Source organism: Streptomyces taklimakanensis (assembly GCF_009709575.1).
In the GTDB taxonomy this organism is placed as follows: domain Bacteria; phylum Actinomycetota; class Actinomycetes; order Streptomycetales; family Streptomycetaceae; genus Streptomyces; species Streptomyces taklimakanensis.
In genome coordinates, this window is record NZ_WIXO01000001.1 from 4619732 (window position 1) to 4646682 (window position 26951).

Consider the following 26951-nt stretch of genomic DNA (forward strand, 5'->3'; position numbering starts at 1 on the left):
CGCCGGCGCCCGGGACGGGAGCGGGGATCACCTCCGGGCGTCGCCGTCCGGGCCGGGGGAGGACCGGGTCTCGACGACGTCGCCGGGGGCGGCGCGGACGATCCGGGGGGCACCGCCGTCCGCGTCGGGGGTGCCGTCCGACCTCATGGCCCTGGCCTCGCTCTTGAGGATGCGGGCCGCCTTGCCCGCCGAGCGGGCCAGTTCGGGGAGCCTCTTGGCGCCCAGCACGACGATGACGACGACGAGGAGGACGGCGAGTTCGCTGATCCCGAGCATCGGGCTGCTCTCTCCCGGGGACGGACGGCGGGTGGCACGGAAAATCTACAGGAATGTAGAAGGTGGGGGAAGGGGTCCCGGGGACGCCGGCTAGCATGGACCGCCCCGCGGTGGGCCGCGGGGCGGGTGGCTGGAGGGAGACGGGGTGAGAGGCCGGCAGGAGCGTCCTCGACGGCGCGGCCAGGGTGAGTTGGAGACACAGGTGCTGTCGGTGCTGCGCGAGGCACCGGGGCCGGTGGACACGGAGTGGGTGCGGGAGCGGCTCGGCGGCCCCCTGGCGTACACCACCGTGATCACCGTCCTGACGCGGCTGTTGGCCAAGGGCGTGGTGACGCGGGAGAAGGAGGGGCGGTCGTTCGTGTGGACGGCGGCGGCCGACGAGGCCCGGCTGGCCGCCCTGCGGATGCGCAGGGTGCTGGACGGGGAGAGCGACCGGGAGGCGGTGCTGGCCGGCTTCGTCGCCGAGCTCTCCCCGGACGACGAACAGGTGCTGCGGGAACTCCTCCGGCAGGCGGAGGAACCGGAGGGCTGATGTCCATGGGGGTCTTCGTCTTCCTGCCGCTCGTCCTGCCGCTGACCGCCTGGCCCATCGCGCACCTGGCCGAACGGCGCCTTCACCCGCGCGTCGCCACCCTCATGCTGGCGGCCACGGCCGGGGTGCTCGCGGTGTGCAGCTCGCTCTGCCTGGGGCTGCTGGTCGTGGTGGGCACCGCGCAACTGCCGGGCAATCCGCTGCCGGACGGCTGGTCGGATCCGGAGGTGCGCGAGGCGCTCCCCTACGACGAGGTCGCGGGGACGGCGTCCATCCCGGCCCTGGCGGCCGTGCTGGTGGCGGTCGGGAGGACCCTGTGGCGGCACCACCGGACGCGGCGCCGTGCCGGGCGGGCGCTGGACGGGCTGTCGGGGGCCGCCTCCGTGGCGGTGCTGCCCGACCCCGCGCCCTACGCCTACGCGCTGCCCGGCCGGTGGGGGCGAGGGGGCCGCGTGGTGGTCTCCACGGCGCTGCTCTCCGGTCTCGACGGACCCGAGCGCCGCGCGCTGTTCGCCCACGAGCGGGCCCACCTGGCGGCCCGGCACCACCGGTACCTGCTGGCGGTGCACCTGGCGGCGCGGGCCAACCCGTTCCTGCGGCCGCTGCGCACGGCCGTGGTCTACACCGTGGAGCGATGGGCGGACGAGGCCGCGGCCCGTGCGGTGGGCAGCCGACGGACGGTGGCCCGCGCCATCGGCAAGGCGGCACTGGTCTCCCGTGGCGCGCCCACGTCGACACTGGCGGGGTTCGCCGAGCCGGGGCCGGTGCCGCGCCGGGTGGCGGCTCTCCTCGGGCCGGCCCCCGCCGTGCGGGCCTGGCCCCCGGTGTTCACGGCCGCCGGGCTGGCGGTGTGGACGGCCGTGGCCGGAGCCGCGGTCTCGGCGCTGTCGTCGGCGAACTCGGCGGTCACGCTGTTCTTGGTGCTGAGGGCGACCACCCCGCTGTGACGGGAACGGGCGCGCCCGTGGCCCGGGCGCGCCCGTGGGAGGGGGGGGAGGAAGGGACGGGAGGAGGAGGGACGGGCCGTCCGGCTCAGCCCTCGTCGCCTCCGTCGTCCTCGCCCTCGAAGAAGTCGCCCACTTCGTCGACGACCTCGGCCGCGACCATGCCGCCCGCGACGCCGACCGCGAGCCCGGCCGCCCCGGCGGCGATGGCGGTGCCCATCCCGGGGCCGGAGCGGTGGCCGTCGTGGCCGTCGTGGCCGTGGTGGCCGTGGTGGCCGTGGATCCCGTCGTGCCCGTGGAGGCCGTCGTGCCCGGGGCCGTACGGAGCGCCGTGCGCGACGCGGCCCTCCACGAGCCGTCGCACCCAGTCGTCCACCTCGGCGTTCCAGTCCCGGACGTCCTGGTGGCCGACCGTGAAGCGGGTGAGGGCGTCGTGGCCGCCGGAGAAGCCGGGGAAGGAACCGCCGCGCTTGTCGGCCTCCAGCACCACCTCCACCCCGGCCGGGTTCGCCAGGAAGGTCACCTCGATCTCGTTCACCGCGTGCGCGTAGCGCGGGGAGGGGGTGAGTTCGATCTCCTGGTAGAAGGGGAGCTGCTGCCCGGTGCCGCGGATGTGGCCGTACTCCAGGTCGGCGGACTTGAACCCGAAGCCGAGCTGCCCGAACGCCTCCAGGATCGCCTCCTGCGCCGGCAGGGCGCGCACCGCCAGCGGATCCAGGTCGCCCTTGTCCTTCGCCCCGGCCACCGCCAGTTCGGTGCGCACCCCGAGGGCGACGCCCAGGGGCTGCCCGTGCAGTTCGGTGACCGGGGTCTCCCACGGCAGTGTCACGGTGAACGGAACGTTGTGTTCCGCTCCCTCGGCCAGCCGGAAACCGCCGCCGACGGTGAAGCGGCCGAAGGCGACCGTGCCCTCGTGCTCGCCGCCGTCGGTCTCGGCCTCGACGCGGGCGACCAGTTCCAGGCCGATGTGCTCGATGTCGAAGTCGGCGCTGCCGCCCCTGAGGTGGACCCGTCCGGACAGGGTGCCGCCGGGCAGGACGGCTCCCTCCTCCAGGACCGTGTCCACCGTGGGGCCGCCCACGCCGAGCGAGCCGAGTAGCCGTTTGAACACCATCGGGCGTTCACTCCTCACTGTGGTTCCGCCGCGCGCACGCGGCTGTGTACGGGGTGCCGCGCCGCGCTACTTCGCCGCCGGGGCCAGCGCTGCCAGGGCCTGTGCCCAGCGCACGTACTTCAGGTCGGCCAGATCGGCCACCGTCCGTACCCCGAAGGCCTCCCGCAGCAGGTCGCCGTCGCGGTCGGAGACGCCCTTCAGCGCCGACACCGGGGCTTGCAGGATCTCCGGCAGGTCCTTGTCCGCCCACGCCTTGTCCAGCACTTTCTCCAGGTCGACCGTGGCCATGAATGTCCTTTCGGGGTCGCGGAAGCGAGGTGTGGGCCAACAGGAGACGAACGGGCCGCGCGGCGGCGCGTGCCCGGTGCACGCTGGAGCCGCGGCCGTGCCTCCGTGCCCTCTCGCATCTTCTACATGCGTGTAGAAGTTTACGGGTGCCCGGCCGCGCCGCGCCGGCGCCCGGAGCCCGCGGGCCGGAGAACGTCCGAAAATCGCGCCCCGAACGGCCCCGCCCGCTCCCGCCCGCCGGGAACCGATGCGCTCGGTTGTGGCGTTCGCCCTTCAAGAGTGTTTTGCCGCACCTTTACACTGACCTGAAATGAGCCGGTTCCCACGAGGTAGGAGATACCCGGCCGGCCCGACGAGAAGGAGCTCGGAACCCCCCATGGGTGAACCTCCCAGTACCAGCCGTGCCACCCGCGGCCGCCCCGCGACGAGTTTGGGGACGGAGGTGGCACGGTGACCGAAGTCCTGCTTCTGCTGGTGGCTCTCGCGCTGGTCCTGGGCTGCGCCGTCTTCGTCGCGGCCGAGTTCTCCCTGACCACCGTCGAGAGGGGCGAACTGGAGCGGGCGGCGCGCGAGGGAGAGCGCGGCGCGGCGAGCGCGCTGAAGGCGGTCAGACGGCTGACCTTCCAGCTCTCCGGCGCGCAGCTGGGCATCACGGTGACCTCCCTGGTCATCGGCATGCTCGCCGAACCCTCCCTGGCCGTGCTGCTGCGCGGCCCCCTCACCGCCGCGGGACTGCCCGGCGGCGCCGTTCCCACCACCGCGACCGTGCTCGGCGTCACGCTCTCCACCGTGGTGCTGATGGTGATCGGCGAACTGGTCCCCAAGAACTGGGCCATCTCCAACCCCCTGGCGGTCGCGCGCGTCGTCGCCGGCCCCCAGCGCGGCTTCACCACCGTCTTCGGCCCCCTCATCCGCCACCTCAACGACACCGCCAACCACCTGGTGCGCCGCTTCGGACTGGAGCCCGCCGAGGAACTGGAGTCCGTCCGCACCCCCGACGAACTGGCCGCCCTGGCCCGCCGCTCCGCCAAGGAGGGCGCCATCGAGGCCGACGCCGCCGAACTGTTCGTCCGCACCCTCCACCTCAGCGAGCTCAGCGCCGAGAACGTCATGACCCCCCGGGTGGACGTCAAGGCGCTGGAGGCCCACGCCACCGCGGCCGACGCCGAGAACCTCACCCTGGCCACCGGCCTGTCGATCTTCCCCGTCTACCGCGACACCCTCGACGAGGTGATCGGCACCGTCCACATCCGTGACGTCCTCGCCCTCCCGGCCGCCCGACGCCCCGCCACCGCGGTCACCGAGCTGCTCGCCGAGCCGCTGCTGGTGCCCGAGACCCTGCCCGTCGACCGCCTCCTGGAGCAGATGCGCAGCCGGCGCACCCTCGCGGTCGTCATCGACGAGTACGGCGGCACCGCCGGCGTCGCCACCGTCGAGGACATCGTCGAGGAGGTCGTCGGCGAGGTCCGCGACGAACACGACCCCCACGAGGAGCCCGGTCTGCGCCCCCTGGGCGCCGACGACGGCCGCGCCCGCTGGGAGGCCGACGGCGGCGCCCGCCTGGACGAGCTGGTCGCCATCGGACTGACCGCCCCCGACGGCCCCTACGAGACCCTCGCCGGGCTGCTGGCCACCCGTCTGGAGCGCATCCCCGCCCCCGGCGACACCGTCGAGGTCGACGGCTGGGAGCTGTGCGTCCTGGACGTCGACCACCACCGCGCCGACCGGATACGGCTCACCGCCCCGGCCCCGGCCACCCGCGAGGTCCGTGAGGAGGCCCTGCGATGACCGCCCTGCAACTGGGGATCGGCCTGTTGACGCTGCTGACCAACGCCTTCTTCGTCGGTGCCGAGTTCGCGCTGATCTCGGTCCGCCGCAGCCAGGTCGAACCCCACGCCGAGAAGGGCTCCAAGCGCGCCCGCACGGTGCTGTGGGGCCTGGAGCACCTCTCGGCGATGATGGCCACCGCCCAATTGGGCATCACCGTCTCCTCCCTGGTCCTGGGAGCCGTGGCCGAGCCGGCGATCGCCCACCTGCTGGAGCCGCCCTTCGCGGCCGTCGGCGTCCCGGGAGCGCTGATCCACCCGATCGCGTTCGTCATCGCCCTGGCCCTGGCGACCTACCTCCACATGCTGGTCGGCGAGATGGTGCCCAAGAACATCGCGCTGGCCGCCCCCGTGCCCAGCGCCCTGCTGCTGGGTCCGCCGCTGGTCGCCCTCACCCGGGCCCTGCGCCCGATGGTCTTCGGCATCAACGCCTTCGCCAACGTCCTGCTGCGCCTGTTGAGGGTGGAGCCCAAGGACGAGGTCGCCTCGATCTTCACCGACGCGGAGCTGGCCCGCATGGCGGAGGAGGCCAGCCGTGCCGGACTGATCGAGCCAGGCGGCCACCAGCGGCTGCGCGAGGCCCTGGAGCTGGGCCACCGCCCGGTGCGCGAGGTGCTGGTGCCCCTGGCCGACATGCACACCGTCGACCACACCGTCACCCCCGACGAGCTGGAGCGCACCGCCACCACGGCCGGTTTCTCCCGCCTGCCGGTGACCGGCCCCGGCGGCACCGTGCTGGGATACCTGCACGTCAAGGACGCCATCGGTGTCCTCCACCGCGACCGGCCGTTCCCGCCCGAGGCCCTGCGCACCGTCGTCCAGATAGGGGAGGGCACCCCGCTGGACGACGTCCTGACCACCATGCGCGCCGCAGGTACCCACCTGGCCGCCGTCACCGACGGGCGGGGCACGCTGCTGGGCTTCGTCACCATGGAGGACGTCCTGGACAAACTGGTGGGTCCGACCCCGGCCGCCGCCTGACCCGGTGGGCGGGCAGGGGCCGGCCCCCTCCCCGCCCACCCGCGTTCCGCCCCGGCGGACGCACGACGGAGCCCCGCCGCATGGCGGGGCTCCGTCGCGAACGTGGTGGGCGGGGACGGCCGGACCGGTCGGAAGCGGGGCCGGGGAGCCGGTCGTGCCTCGGGCGAGGCGGCCGGTCCGGCCCGGTGGGGTTCTTCGAGTCCCGGACGTGGACGGTGCCAGGTGACGGTCCGCTTCCCCGCGCCGCCGCGGGAGGGCGGGTACGGCCCTCACCAGGGCGTGGCGGACGGTCAGGCGCGGGTGTTCACGCTCACCGGCCAGGAGCCGGTGGGCGGCGTCCAGCCCTGGAGCGTGGCGGGGATGCCCACCCGGGTGTTGCAGTCGATCACCTGGAAGTGCAGGTGCGGCGCGGTGGAGTTCCCCGTGCTGCCCGACCAGCCGATGATCCGGCCCTGCGGCACCCAGTCACCGGTGTTGTAGATCGCCCGGTTCAGGTGCGCGTAGTGGGTGCACTGGCCGTTCGAGTGCCGGATGATCACCTCGATGCCGTTCCCCGCGTACGGCGACCAGTCGGAGACGAGGATCGTGCCGCCCTGCGCGGCGGAGACCTCGTAGTTCGCGGGGAGCCCGAAGTCCCAGGCGTACTCGTTGTACGGACCGTAGTGCGAGTACGTCCCCTCCGGCCCCTGGGTGACCTGGTAGGCCTCACCGGACGGGTAGGGAAGCTCGTAGTAGTAGTTCGCGGCCGAGGCGGGAGTGGCGCCCGCCAGGGTGATGCCCGCGATCGCCAATGTCGCGCTCGCCGTCGCGGCGATTCTGCGCAGGAACGTTTTTGCTCCGTTCACCTTTTATCTCCGTTCTGGAAGCCCGTCCGGGGCGATGTCCGACGTCCTCGACGACGACGGAGAACCTGAGCCGTGGTCAGGCCCGGTGCAATGATTGGCCCTTGCAGGCTGTCGCACAACCCTGGATTCGGATTTTTACGTTCCGGAAATCCGGGGCCGGCCGACCGAGATGCGGAAGACGCGCCGCCCACGAGCGTATCCGCTGGTGGGGCGGAGGAGAGGCGGAGCGGTGCGGCAACGCGAAACGCGGGTTCCCGGGCGCGCCGTCAGAGGTTTCGACAATTGAAGAAAACGGCACACCGACCGCTTCCGGGCGGTTTGCTCTGCCTTTGTCGGGGCGTACGCGCACTTCTGCTTCCTCGCGCGGATCGGGCGCTGATCTCCGCCGTGCGGGTAATGTGGCGGTAAAGGGGGGCGGCGGGAGGCGGGTACACCACCACCACTCGGAGCGGAGCGGACAAGCCCGGTGGATTCCTCCGGGGATTCGGGGAATTTCCCTCCCCTCTTCCGGCCTCTCCCCTCCCGCGTCCGACCGGCGCGGGCCGGGAGGGACGGGAGAGTTTTGAGCCCTCAGGAGGCCAGGACGGCCACAGTGCTCAGGTAGATCGTCAGCAGCAGCGCCCCGTCGAAGCCCAGTCCCAGCCAGCCGCGTCGCTGACGCACCAGCAGCCCGCCCAGCAGCACGGTCGTCATCACCAGGGACGCGCTGGTGAGGAAGAGATGGTCGGTGTCCGCGGAGTGGTAGAGGGACCCGCCGCGGAAGGCCAGGTCGCCGACGGCCAGGTTGAGGACGTCCAGACAGTTCCCGCCGACGATCGCCGCCACCGCGAGCGTCACCGCGCCGCGCCGCACCGCCGCGACGGCCGCCACCGTCTCGGGCAGCGCGTTCACCCCGCCCATGAAGATCGCGCCCACCAGTCCCGCGCTCAGCCCGGTGGCGTCCAGGATGCCCCCGGCCGCCCGGGCGACGGCCCAACCGCCCACCACCACCAGGCCGGCGATCCCGAGGAACTCCCCCCACAACCGGACGCGTCCGTGCCGCAACGGCTCGTCGTCGGGCACGTCCGGAACCGTATCCCGGGTGCGGACCGCGCGCCACATCGGCTCGTCGTGGTCCCGGATCAACCGGATGCCACCCCAGTAGAAGGCCACCAGCGCCACCGACGCCGGATGCACCCCCCACAGCGTCGCCTCCGGACTGAAGGACGCCAACAGCGCCACGCCCAGCAGCCCCGTCAGCAGACAGCCGAACAACAGGTTCGACATCGACGCCGCGGCGTGCTCCAGATTGGCGCGCCGGTGGAAGGCGTCCGCGACGACCACCGCCAGGGTCTGCGCGGTGATCCCGCCCACCGCGTTGCCGTACGCCAGCCCCGGCCGGTCGGCCGCGGCGCTCACCGCCGTCATCACGATCCCCGACAGAGAGGTGATCAGACCGAAGAACACGGCGCCGAACAGCGCCTCGCCCCACCCCGTCCGGTCGGCGAGCGTGTCCCCCAGGGCGGCGAGCCGCACGCTGCACACCACCGTGAGAGCCGCGGCCAGGACGAAGATCCCGACGCTCCATCCCGGACCCCAACTCCCGGTCAGCACCGAGGACACCGGTTCCCTCCCCCCGAACACACGCCGGGTCGTGACGGACGACTGACGCCGCCCGGTCGGCCGGGCGGCGTCACCCGCCTACCCCGCGCCCACCACGGAACACGACCGAAACGAATCGGACGACAGGGGGGAAGGGCGGGGGCGGGGACAGGGGGCGGTGGTCACGCCTCCGCCATCGTCTCCCGCTCCTCCTCGGCCGCGGTGGCCTCGTCCCACTTGGCCAGGTACACCAGCGCGTGGTCGTGACCGGGCCAGGACGCGGGGCACGGCAGCCCGACGTGGACCTGGGTGGTGATGTCCGACCGGTCGTCGGGTCCGCCCACCAGGAGGAGCTTCAACTCCGAGGCGATGTCGTGCAGGTCCCGGACCGCGTCGGGCGTCTCCCGCACGACGGCGGCGTGGAGGACGACCTCGCCCGGTCGCGGCTCGACCGCGAGGCCGAGGACGTCCCTGCCCACCAGGCCCAGCGAGGCCTGACAGGCGCGCAGGAGCAGGTGGTCGCGCCGGAGTTGTGCGCGTACCTCGTCGGGCGTCAGGTTCGGCGCGTAGTACCGGTCGGCGGGGTGCGGCATGCGCGTACGTTAGGGGGTCGGGGCGCCGTCCGTCAGGGGAACTGCTCCTTCCGCGCCATGTCGCGGTCACCCGGGGAGGGCGCCGTCGCCTGATCGTAGGAAATCCGGACAGCCGTAACGGTTCGGCGCGACGGAACGCCGCTACCGTCCGGATCATGACCGAGAACGGGGCCCCACGACGGCCCGTCGTCACCGAACTGCGGCTCTCCGCCTTCCGAGGACACCGCGGGCTGCGGCTGCCCCTGGCCCCGATGACCCTGTTGGCCGGAGCCGGCGGCAGCGGCAAGTCCACGGTGCTGGAGGCCTACGGGGCACTGACCCGGCTCGCCGGGGGCGAGAGCCTGGAGGAGGTCTTCGGCGGAGGACCGGGCGGGCCGACGGCGTACGTGCCGCGCGGCACCCCCCGGGACCGCCAGGGCAGACGCGGCTTCCGGCTGGGGTGCACGGTGGACGGGCCCGCGGGTCCGGTCCGACTCGACCTCGCCGTCCAGGCCGAACCCGAGCTGCGCATCGCGGGCGAGCGGTTGACCGGGGCCGACGGCCGCACCCTGCTCTCCACCGCGCTGCGCGATCCGGCGCGGCGCGCGGTGCGGGCCGAGTGGTACGCCGCAGGGGCCGGTCGGACCTCCCGCGCCCCGCTGCCCGACGACCGGCTGGGCACCGCCCTGCTGCCGTTGCGGGTGGCGGGCGCCACCGAGGGGGAGCGGAGGGTGCTCGCCGCCGTGGAACAGGTGGTGCCCGCACTGCGCGCCGGTTTCGCCTGCGATCCGCGCCCCGAGACCATGCGCGCGCCCGCGAGCGCCGCGGACGGTCTGCTGCGCGGCGGCTGCGACAACCTCGCCGCGGTGCTGGCGCGCACCCGCACCGAGTGCCGCACCCGGCACGCGGCCCTGCTGGAGGCGGTGCGCGCCGGACTGGCACTCCCGGTGGCGGAGTTGTCGACGGAGCCGTGGGTGGAACGCGGGGGCACGGGCATGGTGCGTGCGCTGGTGGACCACGGTGACGGGCTGGAGCCCACCCCGGTGGACCGGCTCGGGGACGGGCAACTGCGCTACCTGGCGCTCGCGTTGGTGCTGCTGACCGGGCCCGGGGTGCTGGAGGTCGACCCGGTGCGGGAGGTGCCCGACGCGCACCAGGCGTTGACGTTGCTGGTCGACGGCCTCGACCGCTGCCTGGACGCCCGACAGCGGCGGGAACTGCTGGGTCTGGCGGCCCGGATGTGCGAGCGCGGCCACATCCGGCTGCTGGGCACGCTGTACGACGCCTCCGCGGTCCCGGGGGTGCCCGGCACGCGGCTGGTGCGCCTGGACGCGGGGGCTCGGCGCGGGGCGGCGGACGGAGCGGCGGACGGAGCGGCGGACCGGGCGGCGAAGGAGACCGTGGACGGCGCGGTGGACGGCGTGGTGGGGGCCCGGACGTGACGCCCGAGCCCCCGGTGCCCGAGCCCCCGGTGCCCGGACCTCCGACGCGCGGGCGCGCGCGGAAGGTCTGGTAGACCAGGGGCATGGACGACGGTGGCACGAAGGGCGACGGCGCGCGGAGGAGCGGACGGCCGGACGGCCGGCTGGGGGAACTCCAGGGCAGGCTCGCCGAGTTCGCGGCGGCACGGCACTGGCAGCCCTACCACACCCCCAAGAACCTGGCCGCGGCCCTGAGCGTGGAGGCCGCCGAGCTGGTCGAGATCTTCCAGTGGGCGACGCCCGAGCAGTCGGCGCGGGTCATGGCCGATCCCGAGCGGGCGGCGAGGGTGGCCGACGAGGTGGCCGACGTCCTCGCCTACCTCCTGCAGTTCTGCGAGGTGGTGGGGATCGACGTCACCGAGGCGCTGGCGGACAAGATCGAAAGGAACGAGCGGCGCTTCCCCGTTGCGGAGAGTGACGACACGTCCGCGTGAGGCGCTGAGACGGACGGCTCCGGTCACGCGCGCGGCCGGACCAATCGTCACGCTTCGGAGTGGCGGAGCGTTCCACAGTGTCGATTTTCTCCACAGTCCTCCCCAGGTCACTAGCCAGACCGCCCCATGGGTATCACTCTGGGTAGTGGACGGTTACGGAGGGAAAAGGTGGATGGATGCGGTACCACTCATTGAGGACACGCGTCGGGCGCTCGCGCACAGTAAGGAAGCCGCTGACGTCCTTACCGAGGCGTGGCAGGCGCAGGCGCTCGCGGAGGCGGTCGGAGCCCACCTGGTGACGGCCGGCCCCCCGGAGGTGCGGACCCAGGCCGGCGGGCTGTGCGAGGCCGGCGGCCGCGCCTGCGGGTCGCTGCGCGGCGCCGGTCATCCGGCCGACGGGGCGCGCGCGGCCGGAATGACGGAGATCCGTGATCTGCTCGCCGCCCTGCGCGATCTCTGCGGACTGCTCGACGAGACCGGGGGCGCGTTGGTGCGGCTCGCGGTCGACGCGGAGGAGGGAACGTACTGGCGGTGCATCGAGGGCATAGACGCCGCCGACGAGTGCGGGGACAGGGCGATGGCGATCATCCGGCGCCTGGCCCGGTGCGGCCGGCGCCTCCGCCGCGCGCCCCCGCCCGGCGACGCGATCCGCGCCGCGGCGCGGCAGGAGGGATGAGCGGGAGGGGGCGGGCCCCGACCCCCACCGGAAACCACGGCGCGCGGAGCACGGGGCGCAGAGGAGGCGGCGACGGGACGCCCGCGGGAGTGGCCACCGGGGGACGTGCCCGGGGCGAGGAGCGGGCCGGAGCGGCGAAGGTGCAGGATGGGAGACATGGATCTGCGCATCTTCACCGAACCGCAGCAGGGCGCCGACTACGACACCCTGCTCACCGTCGCCAAGGCCACCGAGGACCTGGGCTTCGACGCCTTCTTCCGCTCCGACCACTACCTGAAGATGGGGGACGTCGACGGGCTGCCCGGCCCGACGGACGCCTGGATCACCCTGGCCGGCCTCGCCCGGGAGACCGACCGCATCCGCCTGGGCACCCTGATGACCGCGGCCACCTTCCGGCTGCCGGGCGTCCTGGCCATCCAGGTGGCGCAGGTCGACGCCATGTCCGGCGGACGCGTCGAACTGGGGCTGGGAGCGGGCTGGTTCGAGGCCGAGCACACCGCGTACGGCATCCCCTTCCCCAAGGAGAAGTTCTCCCGTCTGGAGGAGCAGCTGGAGATCGTCACCGGGCTGTGGGGCACCGAGCCGGGCAAGACCTTCACCCACGAGGGCACCCACTACCGGCTGGTCGACTCGCCCGCCCTTCCCAAGCCCGCACAGGAGAAGGTGCCGGTCCTCATCGGCGGTCTGGGCGCCAAGCGCACCCCGGCCCTGGCCGCGCGCTTCGCCGACGAGTTCAACATCCCCTTCGCCTCCGTCGAGGACAGCGACCGCCAGTTCGGCCGGGTGCGGGCCGCCGCCGAGGAACACGGCCGCGGGGCCGACGACCTGGTGTACTCCAACGCCCTGGTCGCCTGTGTGGGGCGGGACGACGCCGAGGTCGCGCGCCGCGCCGCCGCCATCGGCCGCGAGGTGGCGGAGCTGAAGCAGAACGGACTGGCCGGCTCCCCGGCCGAGGTCGTCGACAAGATCGGCCGCTACGCCGAGATCGGCGCCTCCCGCATCTACCTGCAGATCCTCGACCTGCACGATCTGGACCACCTGGAGCTGATCTCCTCCCAGGTGCAGAGCCAGTTGACGTGACGGCACGATCCGGTGAGCACATCGACCGCATGACGACGCGATGACCCCTCCCGCACCCCCGCTCGCCGACGCCCTGGCCCACGGCCCGGTCGTCCTCGACGGCGGGCTGTCCAACCAGCTCCAGGCACAGGGCTGCGACCTCTCCGACGACCTGTGGTCGGCCCGGCTCCTCGCCGACGACCCCGCGCAGGTCCGGGCGGCCCACACCGCCTATCTGCGAGCGGGGGCGCGGGTCCTCATCACCGCCGGTTACCAGGTCTCCTACCGCGGCTTCGCCCGGCGCGGCCTGGGCCGGGCGGAGACCGACGCCCTGCTGCGCCGCAGCGTGACCCTGGCCCGCGCCGCGGCCCGACACACCGCCGCGGCCGGACCGGTGTGGGTGGCCGCCTCCGTCGGCCCCTACGGGGCGGTGCTCGCGGACGGCAGCGAGTACCGCGGCCGCTACGGACTGAGCGTCGCCGAACTGGAGCGCTTCCACCGACCCCGCGTCGAGGCCCTGGCGGAGGCCGGCCCGGACGTGCTGGCACTGGAGACGGTGCCGGACGTCGACGAGGCCGAGGCGTTGCTGCGGGCCACCGAGGGCTGCGGGGTGCCGGTGTGGCTGTCGTACACCGTCGCCGGAGAGCGCACCCGCGCCGGACAGCCGCTGGCGGACGCCTTCGCCGTCGCCGCCGGGAACGACCGGGTAGTGGCGGTGGGCGTCAACTGCTGTGACCCCCGCGACGCCGCGCGAGCCGTACGCCTGGCCGTCCGTACCACCGGGAAACCGGCGGTCGTCTACCCCAACAGCGGCGAGGGTTGGGACGCGCGGAGCGGCACCTGGACGGGTCCGGCCGCCTTCGACCCCGCCGACGCGCGACGGTGGGTGCGCGACGGCGCCCGGCTGGTCGGCGGCTGCTGCCGGGTCGGCCCCGAGGACATCGCCCGGGTGGCCCGGGCGGTGGAGCGGGACGGCCGGGACCGGGACGGGGGCCGGGTGGGCGACTGAAAAAGTGTGCCAAGCGCCGATCTCGCCGGGATGACGGGAAGCGGGGGACGGGGTCGGGCCGGCCCCACCGCGCGTCCGCCCCCACCGCGCGTCCGTGACCGCCGTGACGGGCGGGACGCCGGAGGGGTGTCCGTGCCGGTTCGTCGAGGTTCGTCGGGGCGCGGAGCGGTCAGGATGGGGACATGGGATTCCACGTCGACTCCGAGGTCGGGCGCCTGCGGCACGTCATCCTGCACCGCCCCGACCTGGAACTGAAACGGCTCACCCCGTCCAACCGGGACGATCTGCTCTTCGACGACGTGCTGTGGGTCCGGCGGGCCCGGCAGGAGCACGACGGTTTCGCGGACGTGCTGCGCGACCGGGGCGTGGAGGTGCACCTGTTCGGCGACCTGCTGACCGAGGTATTGGAGGTCCCCGCCGCGCGCTCGTTCGTGTTGGACCGGACCTTCCACGAGAAGGAGTACGGGCCGTTGGCCGCCGACCACCTGCGAGCCGTCTTCGACGGGATGTCGGGCGCCGAGCTGGCCGAGGCGCTGGTGGGCGGCATGACCAAACGGGAGTACCTGGAACGGCATCCGGAACCGGTCTCGGTCCGCTTCCACGTGATGGACATCGACGACTTCCTGGTCGCCCCGCTGCCCAACCACCTGTTCACGCGCGACACCTCCGCCTGGGTGTACGACGGGGTTTCCATCGGTCCCATGCGCTGGCCCGCGCGCCGGCGCGAGACCGTCCACTTCGAGGCGATCTACCGACACCACCCGCTCTTCGCGTCCCCGGGCGGGGAGGGGGAGCGGGGCTTCCACGTGTGGTCCGAGGGGCAGGCGGACCACCCCTCCACCATCGAGGGCGGGGACGTCCTGGTGATCGGGAACGGCGCGGTGCTCGTCGGGATGAGCGAGCGGACCACTCCGCAGGCGGTGGAGGCGCTCGCCCGCGGCCTGTTCGCGGCGGGCTCGGCCCGCACCATCGTGGCCCTGGACATGCCCAAGAAGCGGGCTCTGATGCACCTGGACACGGTGATGACGATGGTCGACGGGGACACCTTCACCCAGTACGCGGGGCTGGGCATGTTGCGCTCCTACACCATCGAGCCGGGCGGGTCGGACAAGGAGTTGAAGGTCACCGACCACCCGCCCGAGCACATGCACCGGGCCATCGCCGCCGCGCTCGGTCTGGACGGCATCCGGGTGCTCACCGCCACCCAGGACGTGCACGCGGCCGAGCGGGAGCAGTGGGACGACGGCTGCAACGTGCTGGCCGTCGAGCCGGGGGTCGTCATCGCCTACGAGCGCAACGCCACCACCAACACCCATCTGCGCAAACACGGGATCGAGGTCATCACGATCCCCGGCAGCGAGCTGGGACGGGGCCGGGGCGGGCCGCGCTGCATGAGTTGCCCGATCGAACGCGACGCGGTGTAGGGGCTCGGCGCCGTGGTGGTGCCCGGTGGAGTCGGGCGGAGCCGGGAGGCGGGGCGCGCGGCTCGGTGCGAGGATACGGCCGGAAGGCGAACCCGGGCGCATAGTGATGCGGCTGTACGTATAGTATTCCGGTCTTCCGTCGTCCCCGACCGTTCTCTAGGAGCCCCCATGGCGATCGATCTCACGGGCCGCCACTTCCTCAAGGAACTGGACTTCACCCCCGAGGAGTTCCGTCGGCTGGTGGAGCTGGCGGCCGAGCTGAAGGCGGCCCGACGCGCCGGCACCGAGGAGCAGCGGCTGCGCGGGCGGAACATCGCGCTGATCTTCGAGAAGACCTCCACCCGCACCCGGTGCGCCTTCGAGGTCGCCGCCGCCCAGCAGGGCGCCCACACCACCTACCTCGACCCGTCCGGCTCCCAGATCGGCCACAAGGAGTCGGTGAAGGACACCGCCCGGGTGCTGGGGCGGATGTACGACGCGATCGAGTACCGGGGCAGCGGTCAGCGGGTCGTCGAGGAGTTGGCCGCCCACGCGGGCGTGCCCGTCTACAACGGGCTCACCGACGACTGGCACCCCACCCAGATGCTGGCCGACGTGCTCACCATGACCGAACACGTCGATCGGCCGCTGCCCGAGATCGCCTACGCCTACCTCGGCGACGCCCGCAACAACATGGGCAACTCCTACCTGGTCACCGGCGCCCTGCTGGGCATGGACGTCCGCATCGTCGCCCCCCGGGGCCTGTGGCCCGAGGAGGAGGTGGTCGCCGTGGCCCGCTCCCTGGCCGGGCGCACCGGTGCCCGCGTCACCCTCACCGAGAAGGTCGAGGAGGGCGTGCTCGGCGCGGACTTCGTCGCCACCGACGTGTGGGTGTCGATGGGGGAGCCCAAGGAGGTCTGGGAGGAGCGCGTGGAACTGTTGCGTCCCTACGCCGTCACCATGGACGTGCTGCGCGCCACCGACAATCCGGCGGTCCGCTTCCTGCACTGCCTGCCCGCCTTCCACGACCTGGGTACGGCCGTGGGCCGGGAGATCCACCAGCGGTACGGCCTGGAGTCGTTGGAGGTGACGGACGAGGTGTTCGAGTCCGAGCACTCGGTCGTCTTCGACGAGGCCGAGAACCGCATGCACACCATCAAGGCGGTCATGGTCGCCACCCTCGCCGGGGCCTGAGCGCGGACCGGTCGTTCCCTCGCCGGACGAAATCCCGAACCCGGGGAGGGCGCGAGAGAACACGGCGGCGAAGAAGGTGGTGTCCGTGTTCCCGAAACATGGGGCCGAAAAACGGTCGTGGCTCCGGAGCGAGGAGGCACTTCGATGCGGCTGCCCGTTCGGGATCGGACGAGCATCCCGGAAATCACAAGGGGGCACGGTGTCGAAATGTTCGACGCCGCCGAAGTCGTCGAACCGCCTAATGTTTCGAATTCACGAGGGAGTGGGTCGCGGGGAGAACGAGGACGCCGGGAGGCGTTTTTCCTTCCGGCCGCGGGCGGACACGGGAGCGTGGCCCCGGAGTGCTCCGGGACCACGTGGGTCGTTCGGGAACGACGGGTCAGCAGCCGTTGCGCAGCCGGTTCCAGGTCACCGGACCGACGATGCCGTCGGCGGAGATCCGGCAGGTGCGCTGAAAGTCGACGACGGCCGCCCTGGTCGCCGAACCGAAGATGCCGTCGACGCCGCTGGACCCGACGCTGAAGCCCCAGAACCTCAGCAGGCACTGGGCCTCGCGCACGGCGTTGCCCGTGCTGCCCTGGGAGATGGTGGGCGGGGTGACGGCGCCGTGGTAGCCGCAGTAGTAGGCGAGCGCCCCGGCCTTCTCCGCGGGGACGGATTCTATGACGGGCGCGGCGGAGGCGGTGGACATCGACAGGGTGGTGGCTCCGGCGACCAGGGCCGTGACGACGGCCGCGGTGGCGGTGGAGCGACGGAAACGCCTCATCGTGATTCTCTCTGATCGGACGGAATCGGATCTGGCGCAGGAAAAACTAGTGACGGTCCCCGTGTCGCGGAAAGGGGCGATCCGGCCGCGTCGCCGTCCGAGCGGAAAATACCGGCCCCGCTCCCCGACGGTTCGCGCCGGTCCGTTCCGACGTCGCCCGGTGGAGAGCGGGGAGGCAGCCGGGGAAAAGCGTGGGCGGGACGCCGGAAAACCCGTGGTGGTGGGTGGTTCTTTCCGAAAACCCCATACGGCTCCCTGGGTGGCGTGAAGGAAACGGTCGTGGACACCGTCCCGTCGGGCTCCGGGCACCGGGCCACCGCGTTCGGCCGCCGTTGTCAGTGGCCGTGGATAGGGTGCGCGCGACGCGTCCCCGCATCGGAAGGCCCGCCGTGCCCACCTCACCGGCCCCCCGTGACCTCGACGACCTGCCGTACGCGGAGTACCTCGAACCGTTCGGCGGCGAGCCGGAGCGCGATCTCACCCACGACACGCTCCGCTTCGACGGTGACGACTTCCGGGACGTCGACTGCGGCGGGGCCGGCTTCACCGAGTGCGCCTTCACCTCGGTCTCCTTCACCGGCGGGCGCTGCCGCCGGGTCCGGTTCAACGACGTGTGGTTCCACACCGTGCGGTGGGTGGGCACCGATCTGGTCGAGACGAGCTGGATGGACGCCGAGGTCGTCTCCGGGATGCTCGCCGGGGTGGAGGTCCACGGTTCGGCGTTGCGCCGTGTGACGTTCTTCAACTGCAAGTTCGACTCGGTCAACGTCCGGGCCGCCACGCTGCGGGACGTCCACTTCGTGGACTGCCTGCTGCGCGACGTGGACCTGGCCGAGGCGCGGTTGGACGGCGTCACGTTCCCGGGCTCGACCCTGGACGGCGTGCGGTTCGACGGGGCGCGCATGAAGGGGGTGGACCTGCGCGGCGCGGTCGCGCTGGGCGTCGCCTCGGGGCACGGTTCCCTGCGGGGCGCGATCGTCGACGGGGCGCAACTGCTGGACCTGGCCCCCGCGCTCGCCCGTGAGCTGGGCATCGAGGTGCGTGACGGCCGGTGACGCGGGGCGCCGCGACGAGCCGGTGGGGGGGCGCGAGGGCGACCCGAAGCCCGGCCGGGGACAAGGGCGGTCGGCGGGGGGCGACGGGTTCGTCGTCCCGGGCCGGTCCCCCAGGGCATGACGTTCCCGGGGGGCCTCCCGGGCGGAGTCCGGGCAGGAGTCCGCGGGGGGACGGACGCCGCCGAGCAGGCCTCCCGGGAGCTGACCGAGCGGCTTTCGCGTCGCCGTCTTCCCGGTCGTGGCTGATGGCGGATGACCGTCCGACGTTCGAAACGATCACGTGATGATCACGATCGAACGCCGGTTCGCATTCCATGGTCGCGAGGGCGCCACACGGGCTTAAAGTTGGCCGATCACGGGCTCGCGACGACCGGAGCACCGTCATCTCCCCCGGCCACCGGACCCGACGCCGGGGTCATCGTCCACCGAAGCAGGAGAGAACGTACGCCCATGCGAGCCACCGCCATACGCCGTACCGCCGTCGCCGCCTGCGCGGTCTCCCTGGCCCTGCTGGCCACCGCCTGCGGCGGGTCGGAGTCCGACGGCGGGGGCGAGGAGAAGGCCAAGGCCGACACGACGGCCTCCGCGGAGCCGGCGAGCGAGGTGAAGACCGCCGCCGAACTGGAGAAGCTCGTGCTCGCCGACGGGGACGTCGACGGTCACAAGGTCGAGGAGCTGGGCCCGGGGGACAGCACTCCCGCGGAGAGCGTCTCCGCCGACAAGAAGGAGTGCGAGCTCCTCGCCTACGCACAGTTGGGCGTGCCGATCGGCGACCCGGCGGCGACCGTCCAGCGCATGGTGACCCAGGAGCCCCAGAAGCCGGCGGAGACCGGTTCGCAGAGCGACGGCGAGCTGACCGAGGAGGACCTCGAAAACTTCGAGAACGCGATGAACTCGGCCCTCGACGTGACGGCGACGGTCGTCTCCCTCTCTTCCTACGAGGACGGGGGAGCGCGGAAGGCCGTGGCCGATCTGCGCGCGGCCGCCGAGGCGTGCTCCGGCGGGTTCACCGGAGGCGTGAAGGGCGAGGAGCAGAAGGTGATCGGCGTCGAGGAGGGGAAGGTCACCGGCGGCGACGAGGCCTTCGCCTGGACGGTGACGGCCGAGGCGGAGGGCGAGCCCGCCCCGTTCAAGCTGGCGGTCGTGCGCAAGGGCGGCACGCTGGCCACCTTCTCCTCCTTCAACATGCTCGGTGTGGGCAAGGGCGAGGACTACGAACAGCCGACCGAGGTCATCGACGCCCAGGCGAAGAAGCTCGGCTGACCCTCCGGTCCTGTTTCCGTCGCGGCCCCGCACCCGGCCTTCGTCGCCGGGCACGGGGCCGTACGGTTCCCTCCCCGCGGATCGCTTCGTTCGGATGTCGCGGAAGAGACCAGTGAGTCCCGTAACCTGCTGCGATGGCCGGTTGTGGGGCGCTGACCTGCGTGGATGGTCTTTCGGATCTTTCACGCTCATACCGGTTGATGCAGCCGAAAGAACCAACGGAAGTATCGATCTCGGTCGACACCCCATCCACCAGGAGCCTGACCCCTTCGCGGAGACCAACCCCACTGACTGGTCAGCCTTGCTGTCAAGCCCGAGTCGGCTCACTCGCTCGCGCACCGAAAGCGGCCCCGCAGAGGCGGAGCGATCCGGTGGGTCGTGAGCCCGTTCCGCCGGGTTTCGGGGAGACGCCAAGATCGGCAGCGCCCTGCCGGATCGTCGCCTCGGGGCGCGGCTGGTACAGCGCGACCGCGTCCGCCTTGAACTGTGGTGGAGATGGTCCTTCATGGCCACCAGACGTCCGTTCCCGGATCCTCAGGGGCCAGTGAGCGTTTTCCAACCTGCTGCGGGAGCGGGGGAGTTGGCGTGACAGACGGACGAAGCTCCTGGTAGATGGGTTTTCGACCAAGAAATCCGTCTCCACCAGAGGCTTCGTGTGCCTGTCCACCCGTCGGGCGTCGACGTGTCCAGTTCTGCCCTGCGCTTCCTGTCCGCCAAGCTCCGTCAGCGCCGTCGGGAGCTCGGCACCCGCTGGCGGCGCCTGAGTGCCGGCCGGCAGGCCCTGCTCACCCTCGCCCATCTCCGCAACGGCCACCCTCCCCCAGCCTCCGGCCGGGGGCACCCCCATGCCCGGCTCGCAGCCGGATTCGGCATCGGGACCACGACCGCGTACCGGTACATCACCGAGGCCGTCGAGGTCCTGGCCGCCCTCGCCCCCACCCTCGCGGACGCGGCCCGGGCGGCATCGTCGAAGGCGTTCGTGCTGCTGGATGGCACCCTGCTTCCGATCGACCGGATCGCAGCCGACCGGCCGTTCCACTCAGGGAAACACAAGAGGCACGGGATGAACGTGCAGGTTCTCGCCGATCCCTTCGGACGGCTGCTGTGGGTCTCACCGGCTCTGCCCGGCGCCGTCCACGACGTCCGCGCGGCCCGCGAGCACGGCATCATCGACGCCCTCGCCGAGGTCGGCATCACCTGCTGGGCCGACAAGGGCTACCGGGGCGTCGGCCGCACGGTCCGCACCCCGTGCTGGGGGCGGTGGGAGACTCTTTCCACCGGTCAACAGGCGGTCAACCGGTCCCACGCGAAGATCCGCGCCCTCGTCGAGCAGGCCATGGCCACCCTCAAGTCCTGGCGCCTCCTGCGCAGGCTCCGGTGCTCGACCACCCGCATCACCGGCCTCGTTCAGGCCGTCCTCACCCTGCATCTGGCCAGCTCAGAACGATGATGGAAAAGCCTCACTGCCATGAAGGCTCTGGTGCTGTCGGGCGGGGCGGGAACACGCCTGCGCCCCTTCAGCTATTCGATGCCGAAACAGCTCATCCCGATCGTGAACAAACCTGTTCTCGTCTATGTCCTGGAGGACATCGCCGCACTCGGTGTGACCGAGGTCGCCGTGATCGTCGGCGACCGGGCCGCGCAGATCACCGAGGCCCTGGGCGACGGCTCCCGCTTCGGCGTGCGCGTCACCACGATCCACCAGGACGAGCCGCGCGGTCTCGCCCACTGCGTCGAGCTGGCGCGCCCCTTCCTGGGCGACGACGACTTCGTCATGTACCTCGGCGACAACATGCTGCCCGACGGCATCACCGCCATCGCCGAGGAGTTCCGGTCCGGCCGTCCGGCCGCCCAGATAGTCGTCCACAGGGTGCCCGACCCCCGTGCCTTCGGCGTCGCCGAACTCGACGCCGAGGGCGCCGTGGTCGCGCTGGCGGAGAAGCCGAGCCGGCCGCGCAGCGACCTGGCCCTGATCGGGGTGTACTTCTTCACCAGCGCCATCCACGAGGCCGTCGCGGCCATCGAGCCCAGTGCCCGGGGCGAGTTGGAGATCACCGACGCCATCCAGTGGCTGCTGACCCACGGCCACGACGTGAAGGCGGGTGAGTACGGCGGGTACTGGAAGGACACCGGCAAGGCGGACGACGTCCTCGAGTGCAACCGGCACCTCCTGGGCATGCTGCGCCCTCGCGTTGAGGGGGACATCGACGCGACCAGCGAACTCATCGGTCCGGTCGTCATCGAGTCCGGCGCCCGCGTGGTGCGTTCTCGGATCGTCGGCCCGGCCGTGATCGGCGCCGGCACCCTGGTCGAGGACTGCCGGATCGGCCCCGACACCTCCGTCGCCCGCGACTGCGTCCTGCGTGCCACCCAGCTCACCGATTCCATCGTCATGGCCGGTGCCTCGATCACCCGGGTTCCCGGTCTGCACGGCTCCCTCATCGGCCGCTCCGCCAACATCGGGCCGAGCGATCACGCCGAGGCCCACCACCGCCTCGTGGTCGGCGACCACACCCATGTGGAGGTGGCCGCGTGAAGGTACTCGTCACCGGCGGAGCCGGTTTCATCGGCTCCCACTACGTCCGCACCATGCTGGTCGGCGGCTACCCGGGCTACGAACAGGCCCGCGTCACCGTCCTCGACAAGCTCACCTACGCCGGCAACCGCGACAACATCCCGCTGGGACACCCCCGCCTCGACTTGGTCGAAGGCGACGTCTGCGACCGCGACCTGCTTCTCGAGGTGCTGCCCGGCCACGACGCCGTCGTTCACTTCGCCGCCGAGTCCCACGTCGACCGTTCGCTCTCCCTCGCCGACGCCTTCGTCCGTACGAACGTCCTCGGCACCCAGACCCTGCTCGACACCTGTCTCGCCGCGAAGGTGGGCCGGGTCGTGCACGTCTCGACCGATGAGGTGTACGGCTCCATCGCAGAGGGCTCGTGGACCGAGGAGTGGCCGTTGTTGCCCAACTCCCCTTACGCCGCCTCGAAGGCCGCCTCCGACCTGATCGCCCGCTCCTACTGGCGCACGCACGGGCTGGACGTGTCGATCACCCGCTGTTCCAACAACTTCGGCCCCCACCAGCACCCCGAAAAGCTCATCCCGCTGTTCATCACCAACCTGCTCGAAGGCGAGCAGGTCCCGCTGTACGGCGACGGGCTCAACGTACGGGAATGGCTGCACGTCGACGACCACTCGCAAGCCATCCGGCTGGTCCTCACCCGGGGACGCGCCGGCGAGATCTACAACGTGGGCGGCGGCAACGAGCAGACCAACCTCTCCGTCACCGAGCGGCTCCTGGAGCTCTGCGGGGCGGACCGGTCGAGCATCCGCCATGTCGAGGACCGCAAGGGCCACGACCAGCGCTACTCGCTCGACGAGAGCAAGATCCGAGAAGAGCTCGGGTACACACCGAAGGTCGACTTCGACGCGGGTCTGGCGGAGACCGTCGTCTGGTACCGGGACAACGAGCAGTGGTGGAAGGCATCCATGGAGCGAGGCCGTGGCTGAGGAACGATCGACGAACGACCACAAGGCGCTGGTGCTGGACGAGGTCCGCAAGTACCACCTCGACCAGCAGAACACCGACGGCTTCGTCCCCGGCGTCACGGAGATCTGGCCCTCCGGCGCCGTTCTGGAGGCCGAGGACCGGGTAGCCCTCGTCGAGGCCGCCCTCGACCTGCGGATCGCGGCCGGACCGAGCTCCCGGAAGTTCGAGTCCGCCTTCGCACGCCGGCTGCGCCGCCGCAAGGCGCACCTGACGAACTCGGGATCCTCCGCCAACCTCCTGGCGCTGTCCGCGTACACCTCACACCTCTTCGAGCACCGCCGGCTGCGGCCGGGTGACGAAGTGATCACCGTCGCGGCCGGTTTCCCCACCACCGTGAACCCGATCGTGCAGAACGGCCTCGTCCCCGTCTTCGTCGACGTGGAACTGAGCACCTACAACACCACGGCGGACCGCGTGGCGGAAGCCGTCGGCCCGAAGACCAGGGCGATCATGATCGCCCACGCCCTCGGCAACCCCTTCGAGGCCGCCGAGATCGCCGAGATCGCCCGGGAGCACGACCTCTTCTTCATCGAGGACAACTGTGACGGTGTGGGTTCCACTTACCGGGGGCAGCTCACCGGCACCTTCGGAGACGTCACGACCGTCAGTTTCTACCCGGCCCACCACCTCACCATGGGCGAAGGCGGCTGCGTCCTGACCTCCGACCTGAAGCTCGCCCGGATCGTCGAGTCGCTGCGCGACTGGGGCCGGGACTGCTGGTGCGAGCCGGGCAAGAACAACACCTGCCTCAGGCGCTTCCAGTACCGGATGGGAACGCTCCCGGAGGGGTACGACCACAAATACATCTTCTCCCACGTCGGTTACAACCTGAAGGCCACAGACCTGCAAGCCGCGCTGGGACTCACCCAGCCGGACAAGCTCGACCGCTTCATCGAAGCCCGCAAACGCAACTGGCGGCAGCTCCGCGAAGGGCTGGACGGCGTCCCGCACCTGCTGCTGCCCGAACCCACTCCGGGCAGCGAGCCCAGTTGGTTCGGGTTCGTCATCACCGTGGACGCCGACGCCCCCTTCAGCCGTGCCGAGCTGGTCCACCACCTCGAGGAACGCAAGATCGGCACGCGTCGGCTCTTCGCCGGAAACCTCACGCGTCACCCCGCCTACCTGGGGAGGCCCCACAGGGTGGTCGGCGACCTCGCCAACTCCGATGTCGTCACGGAGAACACCTTCTGGGTGGGGGTCTATCCGGGACTCACCGAGCCGATGCTCGACTACGTGATCGCCACGATCAGGACATTCGCGGAGGAGCGTCGATGAGCATCAGTCCACCTCTGAACCGGCGCCGGGACGTGCGGATCGCCGAGCGGTTGGCGTACTCCGCGGATGTCACGGACAAGGGCGCCGTGTTCCGCACCGCGGACTTCGACGACTGGCTCGAAGGCCGTAGGCGGGCCCACCACTTCCGGGTGCAGCGCATCGCCTTCGCGGACCTGGACGGCTGGTCCTTCGAACCCGGCACCGGCAACCTCGGCCACCACAGCGGCCGGTTCTTCACCGTCGAAGGGCTGTCCGTCCACACCGACACCGGCCCCTACGCGCACTGGCAGCAGCCGATCATCAGACAGCCCGAGGTCGGCATCCTGGGTATCCTGGCAAAGGAGTTCGACGGAGTCCTCCACTTCCTCATGCAGGCCAAGATGGAACCGGGCAACCGCAATCTGCTCCAGCTCTCCCCGACCGTGCAGGCGACCCGCAGCAACTACACCAAGGTCCACCGCGGCGCGGACGTGAAGTACCTGGACCACTTCACGGTCCCCGGTCGAGGCCGGGTCCTTGTGGACGTCCTGCAGTCCGAGCACGGCGCGTGGTTCTACCGCAAGGCCAATCGCAACATGATCGTGGAGACCGATGAGGAGATACGGCTCGACGAGGACTTCTGCTGGCTGACCCTCGGCCGGATCGGTGAACTCCTGCGCCGCGACAACGTGGTGAACATGGACGCCCGCACCGTGCTGGCCTGCGCTCCCGTCTCCTCCGACGAACCCGGTGCGCTCCTGCCGGACACGGGTCTGCTTTCCTGGTTCACCGCCCGGCGCTCCGAGACCGATGTCCGTGCGGAGCGCGTCCCGCTGGGACAGGTCAGGGGCTGGAAACGCAGCGAGTGGTCCATCGACCACGTGGAGGGCCGGTACTTCCGTGTCGTCGCGGTCTCCGTCGAGGCCGGTAACCGGGAGGTACGCGGCTGGTCGCAGCCCCTGTTCGAGCCGTGCGACACGGGTGTGACCGCTTTCCTGACCCGACGCGTCGGGGGCGTGCCCCACCTGCTGGTGCACGCCAAGCTCGAAGGCGGATTCCTCGACCGAATCGAGCTGGCCCCCACCGCCCAGTACACCGCCACCAACCACACGGACCGCATCGGCGACGACCGGCCCCCCTTCCTCGACCTCGTACTGTCGGCCGACCCGGAACGCGTGCGGTACGACAAACTCCACTCGGAGGAGGGCGGCCGTTTCCTCAACGCCGAGAGCCGCTACCTCTTCGTGGACGCCGGCAAGAGCGAGGCTCCCCTGGAGGCTCCACCCGGGTACGCCTGGGTGACCCCGGGACAGCTGCGGTGGCTGGTGGGACACAGTCACTACGTGAACGTCCAGGCACGCACCCTGCTCTCGCTCCTCAACACCGGCGCGGTGCGCCTGTGATGCCGCCCTTGCGGCTGGCGGTCCTCGGCTGCGCGGACTTCGCCCGCCGACGCATGCTGCCGGCGTTCGCGGCCTGCGACGACATCGCCCTTTCGGCGGTGGCCAGCCGTGACCACGCCCGAGCCCGGTCGCTGGCCGACGCCTACGGCTGCCGCGCCCTCCACGGCTACACGGCCGCGCTGGAGGACGACGACGTCGACGCGGTGTACATCCCGCTGCCCGCGGGGCTTCACGCACACTGGGTTCGCGAGGCCCTGCTTGCGGGCAAGCACGTCCTCGCGGAGAAACCCCTGGCCACCACTCGCGCCGAGACCGCCGACCTCCTCGACCTCGCCCGTACGAGGGGGCTCGCCCTGGTCGAGAACGTCCTGTTCCCGCATCACTCCCAGCACGCCAGGGCACGCGAGCTCGTCGAGGCGGGCACGATCGGGGAACCACGCTTCTTCCAGGCGGCCTTCACGGTTCCCCGGCGCCCGGACACCGACATCCGCTACCGCGCGGACCTCGGCGGTGGAGCGCTGTGGGACGTCGGGGTCTACCCGGTCCGGGCCGCCCTGTTCGCGCTCGGCGAGGATCTGAGGGTCGCCGGTGCCGTCGCCGTACGGGACACAGAGTGGGACGTCGACACCGGGGGCGCGGCCTTGCTCCACACCCCCTCGGGAGTGAGCGCCCAGCTCGCCTTCGGTCTCGACGACGCCTACCGCAGCGTGTACACGTACGCGGGCAGTCGGGGGCGCCTGACCGTCGAGCCTGCCTTCACGCCACCCGCCGACCACATCCCGTCGCTCCGCCTGGAGCGGGGCGGCGAGATCACGGAGGTACGGCTGGCCGCGGAGGATCAGGTCGCCCGGGCCGTCGCGGCGTTCGTGGCCGCCGTGCGCGGCGGGGTGGCACCCGATGTGGCCGTGCTCCGGCAGGCGGCTCTGCTGGAGGCGATCGCCACACGGGCTGCTGTCGCGGCAAGACCATGATCGGGCTCACCGGGGGCTGAAAGGCTCCTGGCACATCCAGGCCCCTGTCGGGGAGGTTGTCCCGACCACGGGGGCGAGCAGTGGTGCTGGCGCGGCGACGGCGCGGACCTGTGCTCGGGAGGGTGCGGCGGCCGTCGTACGGTCGCCTGGACGGGGCCTTGGGCAACGCCGGCACAGGCGGGGGTCGCACTGCGCTGCGTCTGATGTCGTCCGGGGTCTACGGGCCGATCACGGACACCGACGCGAGGGGGTTCCCGACCGTCCGTGCCGTGAGCCGACGGCGACGCTGGAGAACGGTCGCGGCACGACCGTGGGCAACAGCAGTGTGGGCGGGCCGGTCGCGATCCTTGTGGAGGCTCCGGCGCTTCCCGCGCGAGGGGAGGCCGGGTGGAGTACCGTACGGCGGCGGCCAGTCGGCGTCTGTGGGCAGGCCGCGGCGGGTGGCCTCGGCGCAGGCGGCCGAGCCGTTCCGGC

The 26951-nt window shown here is 71.9% G+C and carries 26 protein-coding genes; 19 read left to right on the forward strand and 7 right to left on the reverse strand.

The features are described from left to right. Positions 1 to 27 precede the first annotated feature (27 nt). Positions 28 to 276: a twin-arginine translocase TatA/TatE family subunit gene (locus F0L17_RS20415; protein ID WP_155072186.1), complete on the reverse strand. Its 249-nt coding sequence runs from the start codon at positions 274 to 276 to the stop codon at positions 28 to 30. A gap of 145 nt (positions 277 to 421) precedes the next feature. Between F0L17_RS20415 and F0L17_RS20420 the strand changes: the two genes are divergently transcribed. Both F0L17_RS20420 and F0L17_RS20425 read left to right on the forward strand, forming a co-directional pair. After that, positions 422 to 808 (forward strand): BlaI/MecI/CopY family transcriptional regulator, encoded by a 387-nt coding sequence (locus F0L17_RS20420; RefSeq protein WP_162466488.1) that lies wholly within the window; start codon positions 422 to 424, stop codon positions 806 to 808. A gap of 5 nt (positions 809 to 813) precedes the next feature. After that, positions 814 to 1755: a M56 family metallopeptidase gene (locus F0L17_RS20425; protein ID WP_155073927.1), complete on the forward strand. Its 942-nt coding sequence runs from the start codon at positions 814 to 816 to the stop codon at positions 1753 to 1755. A gap of 85 nt (positions 1756 to 1840) precedes the next feature. On the opposite strand, the gene F0L17_RS20430 is transcribed toward F0L17_RS20425, so the two are convergent. Both F0L17_RS20430 and F0L17_RS20435 read right to left on the reverse strand, forming a co-directional pair. Continuing rightward, positions 1841 to 2866 (reverse strand): sporulation protein, encoded by a 1026-nt coding sequence (locus F0L17_RS20430; protein WP_155072188.1) that lies wholly within the window; start codon positions 2864 to 2866, stop codon positions 1841 to 1843. A 66-nt stretch (positions 2867 to 2932) separates the two neighbouring features. Continuing rightward, positions 2933 to 3154, reverse strand: coding sequence for a hypothetical protein (locus F0L17_RS20435; RefSeq protein WP_155072189.1), 222 nt, complete (start codon positions 3152 to 3154; stop codon positions 2933 to 2935). 450 nt (positions 3155 to 3604) lie between these two features. On the opposite strand from F0L17_RS20435, the gene F0L17_RS20440 reads away from it, so the two are divergent. Both F0L17_RS20440 and F0L17_RS20445 read left to right on the forward strand, forming a co-directional pair. Further along, positions 3605 to 4942: a CNNM domain-containing protein gene (locus tag F0L17_RS20440; RefSeq protein ID WP_162466489.1), complete on the forward strand. Its 1338-nt coding sequence runs from the start codon at positions 3605 to 3607 to the stop codon at positions 4940 to 4942. Continuing rightward, positions 4939 to 5961, forward strand: coding sequence for a hemolysin family protein (locus F0L17_RS20445; protein WP_155072190.1), 1023 nt, complete (start codon positions 4939 to 4941; stop codon positions 5959 to 5961). The genes F0L17_RS20440 and F0L17_RS20445 overlap by 4 nt, the downstream gene beginning before the upstream one ends. Before the next feature lie 290 nt (positions 5962 to 6251). Here F0L17_RS20445 and F0L17_RS20450 read toward each other — a convergent pair whose 3' ends face one another. The 3 genes from F0L17_RS20450 to F0L17_RS20460 form a co-directional block, all read right to left on the reverse strand. Next, a complete protein-coding gene (locus F0L17_RS20450) occupies positions 6252 to 6806 on the reverse strand; it encodes a peptidoglycan DD-metalloendopeptidase family protein (protein ID WP_162466490.1) in 555 nt (184 codons plus the stop codon). Positions 6807 to 7376: 570 nt separating this feature from the next. Further along, positions 7377 to 8399 carry a cation transporter gene (locus F0L17_RS20455; RefSeq protein ID WP_162466866.1) on the reverse strand — a complete coding sequence of 341 codons (1023 nt, stop codon included), beginning with the start codon at positions 8397 to 8399 and terminating at the stop codon, positions 7377 to 7379. A 170-nt stretch (positions 8400 to 8569) separates the two neighbouring features. Beyond that, positions 8570 to 8980: a hypothetical protein gene (locus F0L17_RS20460; RefSeq protein ID WP_155072191.1), complete on the reverse strand. Its 411-nt coding sequence runs from the start codon at positions 8978 to 8980 to the stop codon at positions 8570 to 8572. A gap of 155 nt (positions 8981 to 9135) precedes the next feature. Between F0L17_RS20460 and F0L17_RS20465 the strand changes: the two genes are divergently transcribed. From F0L17_RS20465 to argF, 7 genes are all read left to right on the forward strand, one after another. Then, positions 9136 to 10401, forward strand: a complete 1266-nt coding sequence (locus tag F0L17_RS20465) for an AAA family ATPase (RefSeq protein WP_238419485.1) — start codon at positions 9136 to 9138, stop codon at positions 10399 to 10401. 83 nt (positions 10402 to 10484) lie between these two features. After that, positions 10485 to 10874 (forward strand): nucleotide pyrophosphohydrolase, encoded by a 390-nt coding sequence (locus F0L17_RS20470; protein WP_155072192.1) that lies wholly within the window; start codon positions 10485 to 10487, stop codon positions 10872 to 10874. A 172-nt stretch (positions 10875 to 11046) separates the two neighbouring features. Beyond that, positions 11047 to 11550 (forward strand): DUF6099 family protein, encoded by a 504-nt coding sequence (locus tag F0L17_RS20475; RefSeq protein ID WP_238419495.1) that lies wholly within the window; start codon positions 11047 to 11049, stop codon positions 11548 to 11550. 156 nt (positions 11551 to 11706) lie between these two features. Further along, positions 11707 to 12630, forward strand: coding sequence for an LLM class F420-dependent oxidoreductase (locus F0L17_RS20480; RefSeq protein ID WP_155072193.1), 924 nt, complete (start codon positions 11707 to 11709; stop codon positions 12628 to 12630). A gap of 40 nt (positions 12631 to 12670) precedes the next feature. Further along, the gene (gene mmuM / locus F0L17_RS20485) at positions 12671 to 13618 is read left to right on the forward strand and encodes a homocysteine S-methyltransferase (RefSeq protein WP_155072194.1); all 948 of its coding nucleotides are present in this window, start codon (positions 12671 to 12673) and stop codon (positions 13616 to 13618) included. 182 nt (positions 13619 to 13800) lie between these two features. Then, positions 13801 to 15042 (forward strand): arginine deiminase, encoded by a 1242-nt coding sequence (locus F0L17_RS20490; RefSeq protein WP_155072195.1) that lies wholly within the window; start codon positions 13801 to 13803, stop codon positions 15040 to 15042. Positions 15043 to 15210: 168 nt separating this feature from the next. Continuing rightward, entirely contained in the window at positions 15211 to 16215 is a 1005-nt protein-coding gene (gene argF, locus F0L17_RS20495) for an ornithine carbamoyltransferase (RefSeq protein WP_155072196.1), read from the forward strand. A 379-nt stretch (positions 16216 to 16594) separates the two neighbouring features. Here the strand turns inward: argF and F0L17_RS20500 are convergent, their stop codons facing one another. Continuing rightward, the gene (locus F0L17_RS20500) at positions 16595 to 16981 is read right to left on the reverse strand and encodes a peptidoglycan-binding domain-containing protein (RefSeq protein ID WP_155072197.1); all 387 of its coding nucleotides are present in this window, start codon (positions 16979 to 16981) and stop codon (positions 16595 to 16597) included. A 389-nt stretch (positions 16982 to 17370) separates the two neighbouring features. On the opposite strand from F0L17_RS20500, the gene F0L17_RS20505 reads away from it, so the two are divergent. The 8 genes from F0L17_RS20505 (at position 17371) to F0L17_RS20540 (ending at position 26477) form a co-directional block, all read left to right on the forward strand. After that, entirely contained in the window at positions 17371 to 18036 is a 666-nt protein-coding gene (locus F0L17_RS20505; RefSeq protein ID WP_162466491.1) for a pentapeptide repeat-containing protein, read from the forward strand. 450 nt (positions 18037 to 18486) lie between these two features. Beyond that, positions 18487 to 19299, forward strand: a complete 813-nt coding sequence (locus F0L17_RS20510) for a hypothetical protein (RefSeq protein WP_155072199.1) — start codon at positions 18487 to 18489, stop codon at positions 19297 to 19299. Positions 19300 to 19954: 655 nt separating this feature from the next. Beyond that, positions 19955 to 20749, forward strand: a complete 795-nt coding sequence (locus F0L17_RS20515) for a transposase family protein (protein ID WP_162466492.1) — start codon at positions 19955 to 19957, stop codon at positions 20747 to 20749. An 18-nt stretch (positions 20750 to 20767) separates the two neighbouring features. Next, positions 20768 to 21835 carry a glucose-1-phosphate thymidylyltransferase gene (locus F0L17_RS27710; protein ID WP_155072200.1) on the forward strand — a complete coding sequence of 356 codons (1068 nt, stop codon included), beginning with the start codon at positions 20768 to 20770 and terminating at the stop codon, positions 21833 to 21835. After that, on the forward strand, positions 21832 to 22809 hold the full coding sequence (rfbB, locus tag F0L17_RS20525) for a dTDP-glucose 4,6-dehydratase (protein ID WP_162466493.1): 978 nt from the start codon (positions 21832 to 21834) through the stop codon (positions 22807 to 22809). Before F0L17_RS27710 ends, rfbB begins: the two co-directional genes overlap by 4 nt. Then, positions 22802 to 24124 carry a lipopolysaccharide biosynthesis protein RfbH gene (gene rfbH, locus F0L17_RS20530; protein ID WP_162466494.1) on the forward strand — a complete coding sequence of 441 codons (1323 nt, stop codon included), beginning with the start codon at positions 22802 to 22804 and terminating at the stop codon, positions 24122 to 24124. The genes rfbB and rfbH overlap by 8 nt, the downstream gene beginning before the upstream one ends. After that, positions 24121 to 25506 (forward strand): NDP-hexose 2,3-dehydratase family protein, encoded by a 1386-nt coding sequence (locus F0L17_RS20535; protein ID WP_155072201.1) that lies wholly within the window; start codon positions 24121 to 24123, stop codon positions 25504 to 25506. Before rfbH ends, F0L17_RS20535 begins: the two co-directional genes overlap by 4 nt. Beyond that, positions 25506 to 26477, forward strand: a complete 972-nt coding sequence (locus tag F0L17_RS20540; RefSeq protein WP_155072202.1) for a Gfo/Idh/MocA family protein — start codon at positions 25506 to 25508, stop codon at positions 26475 to 26477. Before F0L17_RS20535 ends, F0L17_RS20540 begins: the two co-directional genes overlap by 1 nt. Positions 26478 to 26951: the final 474 nt, after the last annotated feature.

Excerpts from the sequence above, each read along its gene's own strand:
- F0L17_RS20465 (WP_238419485.1), top strand. The coding sequence starts at position 9,136 with ATGACCGAGAACGGGGCCCCACGACGGCCCGTCGTCACCGAACTGCGG.
- F0L17_RS20500 (WP_155072197.1), bottom strand. The coding sequence starts at position 16,981 with ATGAGGCGTTTCCGTCGCTCCACCGCCACCGCGGCCGTCGTCACGGCC.
- F0L17_RS20510 (WP_155072199.1), top strand. The coding sequence starts at position 18,487 with ATGCGAGCCACCGCCATACGCCGTACCGCCGTCGCCGCCTGCGCGGTC.
- mmuM (WP_155072194.1), top strand. The coding sequence starts at position 12,671 with ATGACCCCTCCCGCACCCCCGCTCGCCGACGCCCTGGCCCACGGCCCG.
- F0L17_RS20425 (WP_155073927.1), top strand. The coding sequence starts at position 814 with ATGGGGGTCTTCGTCTTCCTGCCGCTCGTCCTGCCGCTGACCGCCTGG.
- argF (WP_155072196.1), top strand. The coding sequence starts at position 15,211 with ATGGCGATCGATCTCACGGGCCGCCACTTCCTCAAGGAACTGGACTTC.
- F0L17_RS20535 (WP_155072201.1), top strand. The coding sequence starts at position 24,121 with ATGAGCATCAGTCCACCTCTGAACCGGCGCCGGGACGTGCGGATCGCC.
- F0L17_RS27710 (WP_155072200.1), top strand. The coding sequence starts at position 20,768 with ATGAAGGCTCTGGTGCTGTCGGGCGGGGCGGGAACACGCCTGCGCCCC.
- F0L17_RS20430 (WP_155072188.1), bottom strand. The coding sequence starts at position 2,866 with ATGGTGTTCAAACGGCTACTCGGCTCGCTCGGCGTGGGCGGCCCCACG.
- F0L17_RS20490 (WP_155072195.1), top strand. The coding sequence starts at position 13,801 with ATGGGATTCCACGTCGACTCCGAGGTCGGGCGCCTGCGGCACGTCATC.
- F0L17_RS20415 (WP_155072186.1), bottom strand. The coding sequence starts at position 276 with ATGCTCGGGATCAGCGAACTCGCCGTCCTCCTCGTCGTCGTCATCGTC.
- F0L17_RS20540 (WP_155072202.1), top strand. The coding sequence starts at position 25,506 with ATGCCGCCCTTGCGGCTGGCGGTCCTCGGCTGCGCGGACTTCGCCCGC.
- F0L17_RS20475 (WP_238419495.1), top strand. The coding sequence starts at position 11,047 with ATGGATGCGGTACCACTCATTGAGGACACGCGTCGGGCGCTCGCGCAC.
- F0L17_RS20470 (WP_155072192.1), top strand. The coding sequence starts at position 10,485 with ATGGACGACGGTGGCACGAAGGGCGACGGCGCGCGGAGGAGCGGACGG.
- F0L17_RS20435 (WP_155072189.1), bottom strand. The coding sequence starts at position 3,154 with ATGGCCACGGTCGACCTGGAGAAAGTGCTGGACAAGGCGTGGGCGGAC.
- F0L17_RS20460 (WP_155072191.1), bottom strand. The coding sequence starts at position 8,980 with ATGCCGCACCCCGCCGACCGGTACTACGCGCCGAACCTGACGCCCGAC.
- F0L17_RS20480 (WP_155072193.1), top strand. The coding sequence starts at position 11,707 with ATGGATCTGCGCATCTTCACCGAACCGCAGCAGGGCGCCGACTACGAC.
- F0L17_RS20445 (WP_155072190.1), top strand. The coding sequence starts at position 4,939 with ATGACCGCCCTGCAACTGGGGATCGGCCTGTTGACGCTGCTGACCAAC.